This window comes from Cupriavidus gilardii (assembly GCF_017598945.1).
Lineage (GTDB): Bacteria > Pseudomonadota > Gammaproteobacteria > Burkholderiales > Burkholderiaceae > Cupriavidus > Cupriavidus gilardii_E.
In genome coordinates this window covers 1-16,283 of the sequence record NZ_JAGFTW010000030.1, presented here as the reverse complement: position 1 = coordinate 16,283, position 16,283 = coordinate 1, and the positions used below count along the sequence as shown (strand labels likewise).

Annotated in this window: 14 protein-coding genes and 3 tRNA genes; 14 read left to right on the top strand and 3 right to left on the bottom strand. The window is 66.7% G+C overall.

Going from position 1 to position 16,283, the window contains the following annotated elements; translation table 11 throughout:
- Positions 1–369: 369 nt before the first annotated feature.
- The 8 genes from lepA to nagZ all read left to right on the top strand — a co-directional run bounded on the left by lepA (position 370) and on the right by nagZ (position 8,110).
- The gene (gene lepA / locus J5T34_RS10450; RefSeq protein ID WP_174108859.1) at positions 370–2,163 is read left to right on the top strand and encodes a translation elongation factor 4; all 1,794 of its coding nucleotides are present in this window, start codon (positions 370–372) and stop codon (positions 2,161–2,163) included.
- A 98-nt stretch (positions 2,164–2,261) separates the two neighbouring features.
- The gene (lepB, locus tag J5T34_RS10445) at positions 2,262–3,161 is read left to right on the top strand and encodes a signal peptidase I (protein ID WP_208579685.1); all 900 of its coding nucleotides are present in this window, start codon (positions 2,262–2,264) and stop codon (positions 3,159–3,161) included.
- Positions 3,162–3,220: 59 nt separating this feature from the next.
- Positions 3,221–3,991 carry a ribonuclease III gene (rnc, locus tag J5T34_RS10440; RefSeq protein ID WP_006578554.1) on the top strand — a complete coding sequence of 257 codons (771 nt, stop codon included), beginning with the start codon at positions 3,221–3,223 and terminating at the stop codon, positions 3,989–3,991.
- Positions 3,988–4,938, top strand: a complete 951-nt coding sequence (gene era / locus J5T34_RS10435; RefSeq protein ID WP_174108861.1) for a GTPase Era — start codon at positions 3,988–3,990, stop codon at positions 4,936–4,938. The genes rnc and era overlap by 4 nt, the downstream gene beginning before the upstream one ends.
- A complete protein-coding gene (gene recO, locus J5T34_RS10430; RefSeq protein WP_208579684.1) occupies positions 4,931–5,818 on the top strand; it encodes a DNA repair protein RecO in 888 nt (295 codons plus the stop codon). Before era ends, recO begins: the two co-directional genes overlap by 8 nt.
- 7 nt (positions 5,819–5,825) lie before the next feature.
- Complete coding sequence (pdxJ, locus tag J5T34_RS10425) at positions 5,826–6,608, top strand: pyridoxine 5'-phosphate synthase (protein WP_208579683.1); 783 nt, start codon at positions 5,826–5,828, stop codon at positions 6,606–6,608.
- Positions 6,605–7,033, top strand: coding sequence for a holo-ACP synthase (gene acpS, locus J5T34_RS10420; protein WP_208579682.1), 429 nt, complete (start codon positions 6,605–6,607; stop codon positions 7,031–7,033). The genes pdxJ and acpS overlap by 4 nt, the downstream gene beginning before the upstream one ends.
- Before the next feature lie 27 nt (positions 7,034–7,060).
- Positions 7,061–8,110: a beta-N-acetylhexosaminidase gene (nagZ, locus tag J5T34_RS10415; protein WP_149317045.1), complete on the top strand. Its 1,050-nt coding sequence runs from the start codon at positions 7,061–7,063 to the stop codon at positions 8,108–8,110.
- A gap of 106 nt (positions 8,111–8,216) precedes the next feature.
- On the opposite strand, the gene efp is transcribed toward nagZ, so the two are convergent.
- Positions 8,217–8,777 carry an elongation factor P gene (efp, locus tag J5T34_RS10410; protein WP_006578548.1) on the bottom strand — a complete coding sequence of 187 codons (561 nt, stop codon included), beginning with the start codon at positions 8,775–8,777 and terminating at the stop codon, positions 8,217–8,219.
- A gap of 175 nt (positions 8,778–8,952) precedes the next feature.
- Positions 8,953–10,152, bottom strand: coding sequence for an elongation factor P maturation arginine rhamnosyltransferase EarP (gene earP / locus J5T34_RS10405; protein ID WP_208579681.1), 1,200 nt, complete (start codon positions 10,150–10,152; stop codon positions 8,953–8,955).
- 105 nt (positions 10,153–10,257) lie between these two features.
- On the opposite strand from earP, the gene uvrC reads away from it, so the two are divergent.
- From uvrC to ybaL, 6 genes are all read left to right on the top strand, one after another.
- Positions 10,258–12,372, top strand: coding sequence for an excinuclease ABC subunit UvrC (gene uvrC, locus J5T34_RS10400; protein ID WP_208579797.1), 2,115 nt, complete (start codon positions 10,258–10,260; stop codon positions 12,370–12,372).
- Between the two features lie 92 nt (positions 12,373–12,464).
- Positions 12,465–13,064, top strand: coding sequence for a CDP-diacylglycerol--glycerol-3-phosphate 3-phosphatidyltransferase (gene pgsA / locus J5T34_RS10395; protein ID WP_174108868.1), 600 nt, complete (start codon positions 12,465–12,467; stop codon positions 13,062–13,064).
- 159 nt (positions 13,065–13,223) lie between these two features.
- Positions 13,224–13,299 (top strand) — tRNA-Gly (locus J5T34_RS10390).
- Positions 13,300–13,353: 54 nt separating this feature from the next.
- Positions 13,354–13,429, top strand: a tRNA-Gly gene (locus J5T34_RS10385).
- 104 nt (positions 13,430–13,533) lie between these two features.
- Positions 13,534–13,607, top strand: a tRNA-Cys gene (locus tag J5T34_RS10380).
- A 353-nt stretch (positions 13,608–13,960) separates the two neighbouring features.
- On the top strand, positions 13,961–15,193 hold the full coding sequence (gene ybaL, locus J5T34_RS10375) for a YbaL family putative K(+) efflux transporter (protein WP_208579680.1): 1,233 nt from the start codon (positions 13,961–13,963) through the stop codon (positions 15,191–15,193).
- On the opposite strand, the gene J5T34_RS10370 is transcribed toward ybaL, so the two are convergent.
- Positions 15,194–16,162, bottom strand: a complete 969-nt coding sequence (locus J5T34_RS10370; protein WP_208579679.1) for a LysR family transcriptional regulator — start codon at positions 16,160–16,162, stop codon at positions 15,194–15,196.
- Positions 16,163–16,283: the final 121 nt, after the last annotated feature.

Here is a 16,283-nt window from a genome sequence, read left to right as displayed (position 1 = left end):
GCCGTCCCCGCGCAAGCGCGGACCCGGCGTCTTTCCGCGCGCACATCGCGCGGGTCGCCGGGTTTCACGCTGCGGGGGGCGACGGGATAACCCCACCGATTTCGGCCGCCCCGCATTTTCCCCGTTCCGTTGCGCGATTGAGCTGCGGGACCCCCTTGAAAATCCGGTAAAATCGCGGTCTGGCGCAAAAGCCGCCGACCCTGTGACAAACGGTCGGGCCGAAGCGCGCCACCAACCTGCGGCCGGGCCCAGGCGCGCCCGGCGGGCCGCCCGTCCCTCCGCCCATGACATGCTGTGCCGCGGCCGGATGCGCGTACGTCGCCATCGCCCGTTGCCAATGCGCTGCCGCGGCGCTCCCCTGACCAACCGATGGACCATATCCGTAACTTTTCGATCATTGCCCATATCGACCACGGGAAATCGACCCTGGCCGATCGCATCATCCAGCTGTGCGGGGGCCTTTCCGACCGCGAAATGGAGGCCCAGGTCCTGGATTCGATGGATATCGAAAAGGAGCGGGGCATCACGATCAAGGCCCAGACCGCGGCGCTCAGCTACAAGGCGCGCGACGGCAAGGTCTACAACCTGAACCTGATCGATACCCCGGGACACGTCGACTTCAGCTACGAAGTCAGCCGCTCGCTGTCGGCCTGCGAAGGCGCGCTGCTGGTGGTCGACGCCTCGCAGGGCGTCGAGGCCCAGACCGTGGCCAACTGCTATACCGCGATCGAGCTCGGCGTCGAAGTGGTGCCCGTGCTCAACAAGATCGACCTGCCGCAGGCCGATCCCGACAACGCGATTCAGGAAATCGAGGACGTGATCGGCATCGACGCGCACGACGCGACGCCGTGCTCGGCCAAGACCGGCCAGGGCGTCGAGGACGTGATCGAGGCCATGATCGCCAAGGTGCCGCCGCCCAAGGGCGATCCGGATGCGCCGCTGCAGGCGCTGATCATCGATTCGTGGTTCGACAACTACGTCGGCGTGGTGATGCTGGTGCGCGTGGTCAACGGCACGCTGCGTCCCAAGGACAAGGTGCTGCTGATGGCCAACGGCTCGCAGCATCTGGTCGAGCAGGTCGGCATCTTTTCGCCCAAGTCGATCCCGCGCGAGTCGCTGTCGGCAGGGCAGGTCGGCTTCGTGATCGCCGGCATCAAGGAACTGAAGGCAGCCAAGGTCGGCGACACCATCACCACGGTGGCGCGCAAGGCAGAGGCGCCGCTGCCGGGCTTCAAGGAAGTCAAGCCGCAGGTCTTCGCCGGTCTCTATCCGGTCGAGGCCAACCAGTACGAGGCGCTGCGCGAATCGCTGGAAAAGCTGCGGCTGAACGATGCCTCGCTGCAGTTCGAGCCCGAAGTCTCGCAGGCGCTGGGCTTTGGCTTCCGCTGCGGTTTCCTCGGCCTGCTGCATATGGAGATCGTGCAGGAGCGGCTCGAGCGCGAGTTCGACATGGACCTGATCACCACCGCGCCGACGGTGGTCTATCAGGTGCAGATGCGCGACGGCACCATGGCCCAGGTCGAGAACCCGGCCAAGATGCCGGACCCGAGCAAGATCGACGCGATCCTGGAACCGATCGTCACGGTCAACCTGTACATGCCGCAGGATTACGTCGGCTCGGTGATCACGCTGTGCACGCAGAAGCGGGGCACGCAGGTCAACATGAGCTACCACGGCAAGCAGGTGCAGCTGACCTACGAGATTCCGATGGCCGAGATCGTGCTCGATTTCTTCGACCGGCTCAAATCGGTATCGCGCGGCTACGCGTCGATGGATTACGAGTTCAAGGAGTACCGCGTTTCCGATGTGGTCAAGGTCGATATCCTGATCAACGGCGACAAGGTCGATGCGCTCTCGATCATCGTGCACCGCTCCAATTCGCAATACCGGGGCCGGGAGGTTGCCGCCAAGATGCGTGAAATCATTCCGCGCCAGATGTACGACGTCGCCATTCAGGCGGCAATCGGCTCGAACATCATCGCGCGCGAAAACGTCAAGGCGCTGCGCAAGAACGTGCTGGCCAAATGCTATGGCGGCGATATCTCGCGCAAGAAGAAACTGCTGGAAAAGCAGAAGGCCGGCAAGAAGCGCATGAAGCAGGTCGGCACGGTGGAAATTCCACAGGAAGCGTTCCTGGCCATTCTGCAGGTCGAAGAGAAATGACGCGCCGGACGGCAAACGTGGCGAATCGGCGCAGCGCCGGTCCAGCCTACATGCCCCCCGGCCCGCACCAATAAGATTTCGCCAACGATCTAGCCGTCATGAATTTTGCACTGATCCTTTTTGTGCTGGTGGTCATCACCGGTATTGCCTGGGTGGCCGACAAGCTGGTGTTCCAGAAACAGCGCCGCGTATCGGCGCAGGCCGCGCTGGCCGAGTTCGATGCGCGCCGCGCCGCGATGCCCGGCCATGGCGCCGGCACCGAAATCGAGACCTCGCGCAGCCGCCTGGCCGAGGAGAAGCTGCGCCAGCCGTGGTGGCTCGAGTATTCGGCCAGCTTCTTCCCGGTGATTCTGGCGGTGTTCGTGCTGCGTTCGTTCGTCGTCGAGCCGTTCAAGATCCCGTCCGGCTCGATGATCCCGACGCTGCTGATCGGCGACTTCATCCTGGTCAACAAGTACGAGTACGGCCTGCGCCTGCCGGTGATCAACAAGAAGATCGTTTCGCTGGGCGAGCCGCAGCGCGGCGACGTGATGGTGTTCCGCTATCCGAAGGACCCGTCGCTCGACTACATCAAGCGCGTGATCGGCGTGCCCGGCGATGTCGTCAGCTATGAAAACAAGCGGCTGACCGTCAACGGCAAGCCGGCCCAATACGAACCGCTGCCCGAGTACCTGGACGAGGAACGGCTGTCGTACTCGAAGCATTACCGCGAGACGCTGCCGGGCGGCGCACCGCATGGCATCCTGAACGATGCCGACCGTCCGGCCTTCGTGGCGGGCGCCGACCCCGATTTCCCGTTCCGCGAAAACTGCACTTACAATCAGCAGGGCGTGACCTGCAAGGTGCCGTCGGGTCACTATTTCGTCATGGGGGATAACCGGGACAACAGCCTGGATTCGCGCTATTGGGGCTTCGTGCCGGACGAGAACATCGTCGGCAAGGCATTCCTGATCTGGATGAATCTCGGCAACCTGGGCCGGGTGGGGTCGTTCCAATAAAGGGCGGCCGCCGGCCGGAGCGCGCCATTCGACTACCTCTTCGGGAACGCAGTACTGACATGAACCTCGACGCCTTGCAGCAACGACTCGGCTACCGTTTCAGCAAGCCCGAATTGCTGCAGCAGGCGCTGACGCACCGCAGCCATAGCGCGCAGCACAACGAGCGGCTCGAATTCCTCGGCGACTCGGTGCTGAACTGCGCCGTCGCGGACATGCTGTACGGCATGTTCGGCAAGCTCGACGAGGGCGATCTGTCGCGGGTACGGGCCAATCTGGTCAAGCAGCAGGCGCTGTACGAGATCGCGCAGATGCTGCAGCTGTCCGAGTCGCTGCGGCTGGGCGAGGGGGAGCTGAAAAGCGGCGGTTTCCGCCGCCCCTCGATCCTCGCGGACGCCCTCGAAGCCATCGTCGGTGCGGTCTTTCTCGACGCCGGTTTCGAGGCCGCCCGCAGCCTGATCCGCAAGCTCTATATCCCGATCCTCGAGCAGGTCGACCCCCGCACGCTCGGCAAGGACGCCAAGACGCTGCTGCAGGAATACCTGCAGGGCCACAAGATCGCGCTGCCCCAGTACAACGTGATCGCGACCCATGGCGCCGCCCATAACCAGCAGTTTGAAGTCGAATGCATCGTGCCTAAACTGGAGGTGCAGGTATTCGGCACCGGGGCCTCGCGCCGCGCCGCCGAACAGGCGGCCGCCAAGCTGGCGCTGGAAGAGGTGCAGCGGCTGGTGCCCCAGCTGCTCAAGCGCAGCCGCGCCGAACGCACCGGCAAGACCCGCAAGCAGCCCGTTCCCCCGGATCCGCAGTTGTCTCTCAGGTTGAAGGAATGACCGAATCGAATCGCCCGCAGCCGCAGTCCTCGGACTCCGCCGCGGCAAACCCGCCCGCGGCATTCCGCTGCGGCACCGTGGCCATCGTCGGGCGGCCCAACGTCGGCAAGTCGACCCTGGTCAATGCGCTGGTCGGCCAGAAGATCAGCATCACCTCCCGCAAGGCCCAGACCACGCGCCACCGGCTGGTCGGCATCCAGACCACCGACGACACCCAATACGTGTTCGTCGACACGCCGGGCTTTCAGACCCGGCATGCCAGCGCCCTGAATCGCTCGCTCAATCGCGCGGTCACGTCGACGCTGTCGTCGGTCGACCTGGTGCTGTTCGTGGTCGAGGCCGGGCAATACGGCCCGGACGACGAGAAGGTGCTGACGCTGCTGCCGCGCAATACGCCGGTGCTGCTGGTCGTCAACAAGATCGACCGCGTGCCCGGCGAGCGGCGTTCGGAAATCATGTTCCCCTTCCTCGAGAAGATGGGGCAGCAGTTTCCGTTCCGCGAGGTGGTGCCGATGTCCGCGAAGACGCGCGACCATGTCGAACGCCTGCTCGGCATCATCCGGCCCTATCTGCCGGAAGGCGAGCCGATGTACGACGCCGATGCGATGACCGACCGCAGCGAGCGCTTCCTCGCCTCGGAGATCATCCGCGAGAAGGTGTTCCGCTGGACCGGCGACGAGCTGCCGTACACCAGCACCGTCATCATCGACAAGTTCGAGACCGAAGGCCGGCTGCGGCGCGTGTTCGCCACCATCCTGGTCGAGCGCGATGCGCACAAGGCGATGGTGATCGGCAGCAAGGGCGCCAAGCTCAAGCAGATCTCCACCGAGGCGCGCCTGGACATGGAGAAGCTGTTCGACGGCAAGGTCTACCTGGAGCTGTGGATCAAGGTCAAGAGCGGCTGGGCCGACAACGAAGCCGGATTGCGTGCCTACGGATATGAGTGACCGCCCGGCGGTCCCGGCGCCTGCGCGGCGCGGGACCGCCTCCGCGCGCCGCGCGGACCCGGTGGCCGAGGAAGCCGCCGAAGTGCTCGACAGCGTCGGCGCCGAGCTGGCCAGCGCGCGCGCGATGATGGATCGCGCGATGCGGATCGTACCGGCGCGCACCGAGCTGCGCGTGGTCAATCAGCCGGGCTTCGTGCTGCATGCCTGGCCGTATCGCGAAACCAGCCTGATCGTCGATGTCTTCACGCGCGATCACGGCCGCATGGCGCTGGTCGCCAAGGGCGCCAAGCGCCCGCATTCGGCGCTGCGCGCGGTGCTGCAGCATTTCCTGCCGATCTCGCTGTCGTGGAGCGGGCGCGGCGAGGTCAAGACATTGACCCGCGCCGAATGGATCGGCGGCATGCCGCCGCTGGCCGGCGAGGCGCTGCTGTCCGGCTTCTATCTGAACGAGCTGCTGTTGCGCTTCTGCCCGCGCGAGGACGCGCACGAAGCGCTGTTCCGCCATTACATGGCGACGCTGACGCGGCTGGGGCAGGGCGAGCCGGCCGGGCTGGTGCTGCGCAGCTTCGAGCGGGTGCTGCTGCAGGAGACCGGCTTCGCGGTGGCGTTCGATCGCTGCACCTCGACCGGCGAGGCGGTGCAGCCGGGGCTGGACTACGTGTACCAGCCCGAGCGCGGCGTGCGGCGCGCGCATGCCAGCGATCCGTCGTCGTGGCCGGTGGTGTCGGGGCAGACTCTGCTCGACATGTCGAGCGACGACTACAGCCGGCCGCAGACCGTCACGCAGAGCCGCGCGCTGATGCGCTTTCTTCTGCATTATCATCTGCAAGGCGTGCCACTGAAGACGCGCCAGATCCTGATCGACCTGCAAGCCCTGTGATCACCCTATGATTTTCCACGCTCATCCCGGCGTCATTGCGCTCGGCGTCAACATCGACCACGTGGCGACGCTGCGCAACGCGCGCGGCACCGTGTATCCGGATCCGATCCAGGCCGCGCTGCAGGCCGAGGAGGCCGGCGCGGACCTGATCACGCTGCATCTGCGCGAGGATCGCCGCCATATCCGCGACGCCGATGTGCGCGCGCTGCGGCCGCAGCTGGCCACGCGGATGAACCTCGAATGCGCGCTGACGCAGGAGATGCTGGACATCGCCTGCGAGATCCGTCCGCAGGACGTCTGCCTGGTGCCCGAGCGCCGCGAGGAAGTGACCACCGAAGGCGGCCTCGACGTGGCCGGCCGCTTCGAGCAGGTCAAGGCGGCGTGCCGGCAGCTGGCCGATGCGGGCATCCGCGTGTCGCTGTTCATCGATGCGCAGCCCGAGCAGATCGAGGCCGCCGCCGCCAGCGGCGCGCCGGTGATCGAGCTGCATACCGGCCGCTATGCCGATGCGGAAACCGCTGACGTCCAGGCGCTCGAATTTCGCCGCATCGCCGATGGCGTCGAGACCGGCCTCAAGCATGGCCTGGTGGTCAACGCCGGCCACGGCCTGCACTACACCAATGTGCAGCCGATCGCCGCGCTGCCAGGCATCGCGGAACTGAATATCGGCCATGCCATCGTCGCCCACGCGGTATTTGCCGGCTGGCAGAACGCGGTGCGCGAGATGAAGGCGATCATGGTCGCCGCCCGGCTCGGCACGCGCTATCCCGCGCCGAAGGCTCCGGCGTGATCTACGGCGTCGGCACCGACATCATCCAGATCGAACGCGTGCGCGGCGTGATGGCCCGCACCGGCGGGCGCTTCGCCGAGAAGGTGCTCGGGGCGCAGGAACTCGCGATCTACCACCGGCGCCGCGCCCGCGTCGAGAAGCGCGGTCTGGCCTTCCTGGCCACGCGTTTCGCCGCCAAGGAGGCCTTCTCCAAGGCGATCGGGCTGGGCATGCACTGGCCGATGACCTGGCGTGCGATGGAGCTGCTGAACCTGCCGTCGGGCGAGCCGTATGCGCATTGCCACGGCGAGCTGGCGCAATGGCTGGGCGACCGCGGACTGACGGTGCGCGTCAGCGTCAGCGACGAACACGACTATGCGGTCGCCTTCGCGATCGCGGAACGGACGGGGCCGGCCGAAGGATCGGGCGTGGCCTTCCCCAGATAACACGGATCACTCCTTCTCTTTTCACCGATGACCAAGAAGAACGCAGGCAAGCGACCCGGCCCGGTCGTGCTGGATGTCAAGGGCAAGCAGCTGGACGCCGACGATGCACGCCGCATTTCGCATCCGCTGACCGGCGGCGTAATCCTGTTCGCGCGCAACTTCGAATCGCGCGCGCAACTGGTGTCGCTGACGCGCGAGATCCGCGCGCTGCGCGACGACGTGCTGATCTGCATCGACCATGAAGGCGGCCGCGTGCAGCGCTGCAAGACGGACGGCTTCACCCATCTGCCGGCGATGGCCAAACTGGGCGAGCTGTGGGATCGCGACGTGCTGGCCGCAACCCGCGCCGCGGTGGCCTGCGGCTATGTGCTGGCCGCCGAGCTGCGCGCCTGCGATATCGACCTGTCGTTCACGCCGGTGCTCGATCTCGACTATGGCCGCAGCGGCGTGATCGGCGATCGCGCCTTCCACGCCGACCCGCGCGTGGTGGCGATGCTGGCCAATCATCTGACCCATGGTCTGCTGCTGGCCGGCATGGCCAATTGCGGCAAGCATTTCCCGGGACACGGCCACGTCGAAGCCGATTCGCACGTCGCGGTGCCCGTCGACGAGCGCACCCTGGACGAGATCCTCGAACAGGACGTGCGGCCGTATCAGTGGATGGGCATGACGCTGGCCTCGGTGATGCCGGCCCACGTGATCTACCCGAAGGTCGACCCGAATCCCGCCGGCTTCTCGCGCTACTGGCTGCAGGACATCCTGCGCGGCCAGCTGGGTTTCGAGGGCGTGATCTTCAGCGACGACCTCAGCATGGAAGGCGCCAGCGTCGCGGGCACCGTCACGCAGGGCGCGCGCGCCGCGCTGGACGCCGGCTGCGACATGGTGCTGATCTGCAATCATCCCGAGCGCGCCGACCAGCTGCTGGCCGAGCTCGACGTGTCGATCGACAAGGCCTCGCAGCGGCGCGTGCGCCGGCTGTTCGCACGCGGCAAGGCAATGGACTGGAACAAGCTGGAGCAGGATGCGGGCTATCGCAGCGCGCTGCGGCAGCTGCGCGACGAGGCGCTGATCGGCTGAGGCCGTCGCGCTCGCGGCGAGGAACGCCCCGCAATGAAAAAGGGCAGCCGGTCGGGCTGCCCTTTTTTCGTCTCGGCACGGACCGCGAGGGCCCGTTCCCGTCGCCTTAGTTGGCGCGGCTGCGGTATTCGCCGGTGCGGGTGTCGATTTCGATCTTGTCGCCGATGTTGCAGAACAGCGGCACCTGCAGTTCGAAGCCGGTATTGATCTTGGCGTTCTTCAGCACCTTGCCCGACGAGGTGTCGCCCTTGACGGCCGGCTCGGTGTAGACGATCTCGCGCACCAGCGTGGTCGGCATTTCAACCGAGATGGCCTTGTCGTTGTAGAACACCACTTCGACGTTCATGCCGTCTTCGAGGTAGTGCAGGGCGTCGCCCATGTTGTCGCTTTCGACTTCGTACTGGTTGTAGTCGGCGTCCATGAACACGTACATCGGGTCGGCGAAGTACGAGTAGGTGCACTCCTTGCGATCGAGCACGACCACTTCGAACTTGTCGTCGGCCTTGAACACGGCCTCGCCCGGCGCGTCGGTCAGCAGGTTCTTGTACTTCATCTTGACGACCGCGGCGTTGCGGCCCGACTTGTTGTACTCGGCCTTCTGCACGACCATCGGATCGGCCCCGATCATGAACACGTTACCGACGCGGAGTTCCTGTGCGGTTTTCATCTGAACTAATCTTCCTGAATTAAGAATGTCTGGGAGTTCGGCGTGGCGAGGGCGCGCCGCGGGGGCGCGTTCGCGATCCGTGCTCAGTTCCCGCGCGGGGCCCGCGGGTCGGACGCCGCAAGGCGCCGTGCGGGCAACCCAGGATGTCCAGCCCGGCCGCCATCAAATCAACCCGCTATTTTACCCGACTTTCGCAAAACGCTACGAGGTTCGCTGCGAGATCGCCGAGCGCGGCCAGGCTGTGCGGCCAGCGCTGGGCCGTGCGGGCCAGGCCAGGCAGCGCGTCGCGCAGGCCATCCCACGCGGCCGCGACGTCCTCGGGTGCCGCAGCGCCGTTCCACACATGCCAGAAGCGGGTGAGTGCCTCCGCGTCGGCCGGCGCGCCGATCTGCTGCCGATACAGCGCCAGGAAGGCGTCCAGCTTGACGCGATGGGCGTCGTCGGCCTGCGGGTAGATATGCCAGACGAAGGGACGCGCGGCCCACTGCGCGCGGACGAACGAGTCCTCGCCCCGCACGAAGTTGAGATCGCAGGCCCATAGCAGCTCGTCGAACTGCTCCTGCGGCAGGAACGGCACCTGCTGCAGATGCAGGCTGCCCAGCGCAACGGCGGCGCCGGGCGATGCAGCCGCGGCGGCGTCCACGCCGGCCCAGGCAAACGCCTGCTGCGCCGCCGGGCCGGACGGCATCAGGCACTGCACCGGCTCGTCGCCGTCGCGCCAGCGGGCCAGCAGGGCCGGCAGCGCGGGATTCGGATAAGCGAACAGGCTGATGCGCCGCGCCCCGTCGATCGGCGTCACGCCGAGCCGGTGCCACAGCCGCGCCTGCGCCGCCGGCGAACCGGTGAAGTGGCGCCGCTGCATGCTAAGCAGCGATTCGCGCAGCACGCCGCCGGTGCCCGGCTCGAAGCCCGGGAAGAAGAAGTACTTGGTCAGCGGCAGGCGCGGATGCGGCGAGGCCATGCCATGGTGTTCGCGCACCCATGGCTCGGCGCTCAGGTATTCGAGATTGACCCAGACCGGCTTGCGCGGGGCCTGGGCCATGCGCGCGACGAAACCCGGCGGCAGCTCGCAGGCGAAAGCCTCGATCACCGCGTCGTGCGGCGCGATCTCGCCTGTCGACGCACCCGCGGGCTCGCCCAGGCCCTCGTCGCTGCCCGCGATCCAGCGGCGCACCTCGACGCCGGCCAGGCGCTGGTGGCTGGCGGCGGGATCGATTGCCGGCGCCAGACGGGAAAAACTCGCCAGATCGTCGACCCACAGACGCACCGCGTGGCCATGCTCCTGCGCCAGCTGGCGGGCCAGCCGCCAGCAGACACCGATGTCGCCGAAGTTGTCGATCACGGTGCAGAAGATGTCCCAGGAGCGGATGGTCATAGCCGGAATTGCTCTAAACTTGCGATTTTAGAGCCCCGCGAGCCTTCGCGCGTGCAGCGTTCCACGTTCGCGGCGGCCCATCGCATGTTCCTGCCGCCTTCCCCGATGTCACGTCCGGACCCGCATCCCACTGGCTCGCCCGCCGAGGCCGAGCCGAGTATTGACACGCCTGAGCCGGTGCCGATCGACGCGTCGACTGCGCCCGCACAGGCCGGCGTACCGGAGCAGGGCCCGGACCAGGAGCAGGAAGGCGGCTTCGACCCGCGCACGGCGATTGCCGCGCTGCCGGGCCTGCCCGGGGTCTACCGCTATTACGACGCGGCCGGCGCCGTGCTCTACGTCGGCAAGGCGCGCGACCTGAAGAAGCGCGTCTCGAGCTATTTCAACAAGACCCAGCTGTCGCCGCGCATCGCGATGATGGTGTCGCGCATCGCCCGCATCGACACCACGGTGGTCCGCAGCGAGGCCGAGGCGCTGCTGCTCGAGAACAATCTGATCAAGGCGCTGACGCCGCGCTACAACATCCTGTTCCGCGACGACAAGTCGTATCCGCTGCTGAAGCTGTCGGCGCACCGCTATCCGCGCATGGCGTACTACCGCGGCGCGACCGACAAGCGCCACCAGTATTTCGGCCCGTTCCCGAGCGCGCATGCGGTGCGCGAAAGCATGCAGATCCTGCAGAAGGTGTTCCAGCTGCGGACCTGCGAAGACACGGTCTTCAACAACCGCACGCGGCCGTGCCTGCTGCATCAGATCCACCGCTGCACGGCGCCCTGCGTCGGCGCGATCAGCGAGGAGGATTACGCGCGCGATGTGGGCAACGCCGCCCGTTTCCTGCAGGGCCGTCAGAAGGAGGTGCTGGAGGGGCTGCAGCAGAAGATGGAGCAGCACGCCGAGCGGCTCGAGTTCGAGCAGGCCGCGGCCGTGCGCGACCAGATCGGCGCGCTGTCGACGGTGCTCAAGCGCCAGGCCGTCGAGGAAGTCGGCCAGAGCAGCGACATCGATATCCTGGCCGTTGCGGTGCAGGGCGGGCGCGCCTGCGTCAATCTGGCGATGGTGCGCGGCGGCCGGCATCTGGGCGACAAGGCGTATTTCCCCGCCCATGTCGAAGAGGCGGCGATGATCGTCGACGAGGAGGGCGAGGACGTGGTCGCCACGGCCGAGGCGGCCGAACCGCTCGAACCGGGCGCACCGGCCGAGGCGGTCGAGGTGGCCGAGGCAGCCGAGGCAGCAGCGCCCGGCGCCGCGACGGCCGAACGTGTCGCTGCCAACGTGCTGGCCGCCTTCATGGCGCAGCACTACCTCGATCAGCCGGTGCCGCCGATCCTGGTGGTCAGCCACGCGCCCGCCGACGGCGCGCTGATGGAGGCGCTGACGATGCAGGCCGGCCGCCGCATCACGCTGATCCGCCAGCCGCAGGGCCAGCGGCGGGCGTGGCTGGAGATGGCGCAGCAGGGGGCGGCGCTCGCGCTGGCGCGGCGTCTGGCCGAGCAGGGCAGCCAGGAGGCGCGTACGCGGGCGCTGGCCGAAACCATCGGCATCGAACTCGACGATCTGGGCGCGCTGCGGGTCGAATGCTTTGACATCAGCCATACCGCCGGCGAGGCGACCCAGGCCTCTTGCGTGGTGTTCCATCACCACGCGATGCAGAACAGCGAATACCGGCGCTACAACATCGACGGCATCACGCCGGGCGACGACTACGCGGCGATGCGCCAGGTGCTGACGCGCCGCTATCAGAAGCTGGTCGAACGCGGCCAGGAGGACAGCGCCGCGATGCCGCATATCGTGCTGATCGATGGCGGCAAGGGGCAGGTCGAGGTCGCGCGGCAGGTCTTCGAGGAACTGGGGCTCGATATCGGGTTGCTGGTCGGCGTGGCCAAGGGGGAGGGCCGCAAGGTCGGACTCGAGACGCTGGTGTTCGCCGACGGCCGGCCCGCGCTGGAGTTGGGGCAGGGCAGCGCCGCGCTGATGCTGGTCGCGCAGATCCGCGACGAGGCGCACCGCTTCGCCATCACCGGCATGCGCGCGCGCCGCGCCAAGACGCGCACCACCTCGCGGCTGGAAGAGATCGAAGGGATCGGCGCGCGCCGGCGGCAGAAGCTGCTGACCCGCTTCGGCGGCATCCGCGGCGTGATGGCCGCCAGCGTCGACGAGCTCGCCAGCGTCGACGGGATATCGCGTACGCTGGCCGAGGAAATTTACCGGCAGTTGCACTGACCGGCGCCGGTTCGCTTCGAGAAATGCTCAATTGATGTCGGAATCGGCGACAATCGCGTGATTGTCCCGTCCTCGACCCTGCCGATCCGCCTATGCCGCTGAATATTCCGATCCTGCTGACCTGGCTGCGCGTCGCCATGATCCCGCTCGTGGTCGGCGTCTTCTATCTGCCCGATGCCTGGCTGTCGATGCCCAACAAGAACCTGACGGCGGCCGTCTTCTTCATCGTCGCGGCGGCCACGGACTGGCTGGACGGATTCCTCGCGCGGCGCTGGAACCAGACCTCGTCGTTCGGCGCCTTTCTCGACCCGGTCGCCGACAAGCTGATGGTCGCCGCCGCGCTGCTGTCGCTGCTGGCGCTGGACCGCGTCAGCGACCTGATCGCGCTGGTGATCATCGGTCGCGAGATCACCATTTCGGCGCTGCGCGAGTGGATGGCGCAGATCGGCGCCTCGAAGAGCGTTGCCGTCAATTTCCTGGGCAAGCTCAAGACCACGTTCCAGATGATCGCGATCCCGCTGCTGCTGTTCGACGCGCCGCTGTTCGGCATCGACGCCGGCATGCTGGGCGGCTGGCTGATCTACGTGGCCGCGGTGCTGACCCTTTGGTCGATGTTCTACTACATGAAACTCGCGTGGCCGCAGATCCGCGAGCGCAGCGCGGCCGCCGCCCGGGCCGCCGCGCAAAAGTGAGGATCACTGCAAAAATATGCTTGACTTCATTGTCGGATGTTTGCATAATTTCGTTCTCGCTTCTGACGAAACAAAACGAACGAAGCGAGATGCAGAAAGAAGCGGTCTATATGCAGTGATTTAGCACCGTTTTACTGCATGTGCAGTACGCAGGACACTGCGGGAGTAGCTCAGTTGGTAGAGCGCAACCTTGCCAAGGTTGAGGTCGCGAGTTCGAGACTCGTCTCCCGCTCCAGAATTTTCTGGTCGATCCGGTCACGACTTCCGGGTTAGCCGCAGCAGGTGTCATGCGGGAGTAGCTCAGTTGGTAGAGCGCAACCTTGCCAAGGTTGAGGTCGCGAGTTCGAGACTCGTCTCCCGCTCCAGTCCGAAAGGGAAGCAGCGCTTCCCTTTTTAGTTTGCGATGCTGCCGCATCGGCCTCCGGCGCCCGGAAGCCACAGCGGCTACAATCCAGCATCCAGGTCACCCGGCGGGGTGGCAGAGTGGTTATGCAGCGGCCTGCAAAGCCGTGTACGCCGGTTCGATTCCGACCCCCGCCTCCATCGATCTCCCTGCGCTGTAGCAACCGGTCCGCGGTCTTGCCGCCGGTTCTTCCCGTTCACGATGTATTTCCTGCGCCTTTTCGCGGCTTTACCGCGTGGCGCGCGTGATACATTACGTCTATCGCACTTGTCGTCGCCGCTGCTGGACCATGCCGGCAACGTGCCCCGGCCCTCACGCCGCGGGCGCCGCTGCCGGTGGCGACGACTCCCATTCGGTTTCATTTCCGCAGGCTGTCCGCCCGGGCGGCGCCGGCACCAGGCCCCGTCGATGGCGGCGTGTCCGCGTCGATCGGGACCGGATCGCCGTTCGACTACCCGGCGCCACGCCGGCCATCAGAAGGAAACCACCACGCATGCATCACGCTACTCCGCTCATCAGCACCATCGTCGGCGGCATCGTCCTGGCCTTTGTCCTCGGTGCGTTGGCGGGGCGCTTACGGTTGCCGCCGTTGATCGGCTACCTGTGTGCGGGCGTGGTGGTCGGACCCCATACGCCGGGCTACACCGCCGACCAGGCGCTGGCGCCGGAGCTGGCCGAGCTGGGCGTGATCCTGCTGATGTTCGGCGTGGGCCTGCATTTCTCGATCCGCGACCTGATGGCAGTGCGCAAGATCGCGATCCCGGGCGCGGTGGCGCAGATCGGCATCGCCACGTTGCTTGGCATGGGCGTGGCCTGGGGCTTCGGCTGGAGCTGGGGGCAGGGTCTGGTCTATGGGCTGGCGCTGTCGGTGGCGAGTACCGTGGTGCTGCTCAAGGCATTGCAGGACCGCGATCTGGTCGATAGCGAGCAGGGCCGCATCGCGGTCGGCTGGCTGGTGGTCGAGGATCTGGCCATGGTGCTGGCGCTGGTGCTGCTGCCGGCGCTGTCGGGTCTGCTGGTGCCGGCGGGCACCGGCGGCGACGCCGAGGCGGCCAGCGTGACCGATATCCTGCTGACGGTGGCGCTGACCCTCGGCAAGGTCGCGGCCTTCGTCGCCGTGATGCTGGTGATCGGCCGCCGCTTCATTCCGTGGATGCTCGAGCGCATCGTCTGGACCGGCAGCCGCGAGCTGTTCCGGCTCGGCGTGCTGGCGACAGCGCTCGGCGTGGCGTTCGGCGCCTATTCGCTGTTCGGTGTTTCGTTCGCGCTCGGCGCCTTCTTCGCCGGCATGGTGCTGGCCGAGTCGGAATTCAGCCACCGCGCCGCCGAGGAATCGCTACCGCTGCGGGACGCCTTCGCCGTGCTGTTCTTCGTCTCGGTCGGCATGCTGTTCGACCCGATGGTGCTGGTGCGCGACCCGTGGGGCGTCCTGGCGACCGTATCCATCATCGTGGTCGGCAAATCGGTGGCAGCCCTCGGTATCGTGCGGATGTTCGGCTATTCGAACCGGACCGGCATGACGATTGCCGCGAGCCTTGCGCAGATCGGCGAGTTCTCGTTCATTCTGGCCAGCCTCGGCGTGTTCCTGCAGATCCTGCCCGAGCGCGCCCAGAGTCTGATCCTGGCGGGCGCCTTGCTGTCGATCGTGCTCAATCCGCTGCTGTTCCGCTGGCTGGACCGTTACGTGGCGCGTCAGAACGAAGCGGGCGAGGCGCAGGCGGCGTAATCAGTGCGACGGGGCCGTGTCCGGGCCCGGTCGGCTTTTCGACCGCTCCAGTTCTTCCGGTTCTTCCAGTTCCAGCCGTGGCGCGGTCTTGCGCAGGTATTCGGTAAAGGCCAGCAGGCCCTGGGTCGGATACTTGTCCTGATGCACGACCAGATGCCAGGGCCGCACCAGCCGCGGCAGGCCGCGGCGCAGCGCCACCAGCGTGCCGCGCGCCAGCTCGTCGCGCACCACATGCAGCGACAGGCAGCTGACGCCGAAGCCGCTCATCACTGCGCGCTTGATCGCTTCGGCGTTGCCCAACTCGAGCGCAAAGCGTAACGGACCGAGCAGCGGGGCCAGCCGCTGCTCGACGATCTCGCGCGTGCCCGAGCCGCGCTCCCGCACCAGCCAGTCCGCCTCGCGCAGCGCCGCCAGATCGCCATCGGCCTGCGCCAGCGGGTGGCTAGCGCCCACGACCACTACCATCTCGTCGTCGCACCAGTGCACGCTGGACAGCTCGCGTTCATGGCAGGTGCCCTCGATCAGCCCGATATCCACTTCCAGGCGCAACAGCTGCTGCAACACGTCATGGGTGTTGCCGATGCTGAGGTCCAGTGCGCAGGGTTGGCGCTGGGCCTGGCGGAAGCCGGTCAGCAGCGCGGGCAGCAGGTAGCTGCCGATCGTATTGCTGGCCGCGATGCGCAGCTGCACGCCGGCGTCGGCGGCGAAGCGCTCCAGTTCATGCGCTTGGTCCAGCAGCGACAGCGCGCGCGGGAAGAATTGCCGCCCGGTCTCGTTGATGGTCAGCCGTTTGGCAACGCGGTCGAACAGGCGCCGGTCCAGGGCACGCTCCAGATCGGCCAGCGCCGCGCTGACGGCGGACTGCGACATCGCCAGCGCCTCGGCGGCGGCGGTCGTGCTGCCGTGCTGGACCACGGCCACAAAAACGGCGAGCTGGCGCAGCGTCAGCCGCAACGGGCGATGTTGCATATCTATATATCCGGTAAGAAATAACGATATTACCTGTTTTACAGATGAAAGGTCGGTTGTTACGCTGGCGTCATTCTTAGCCGCCCGTGTCGCCACCACGCCATGCCGACCACCTCCATCC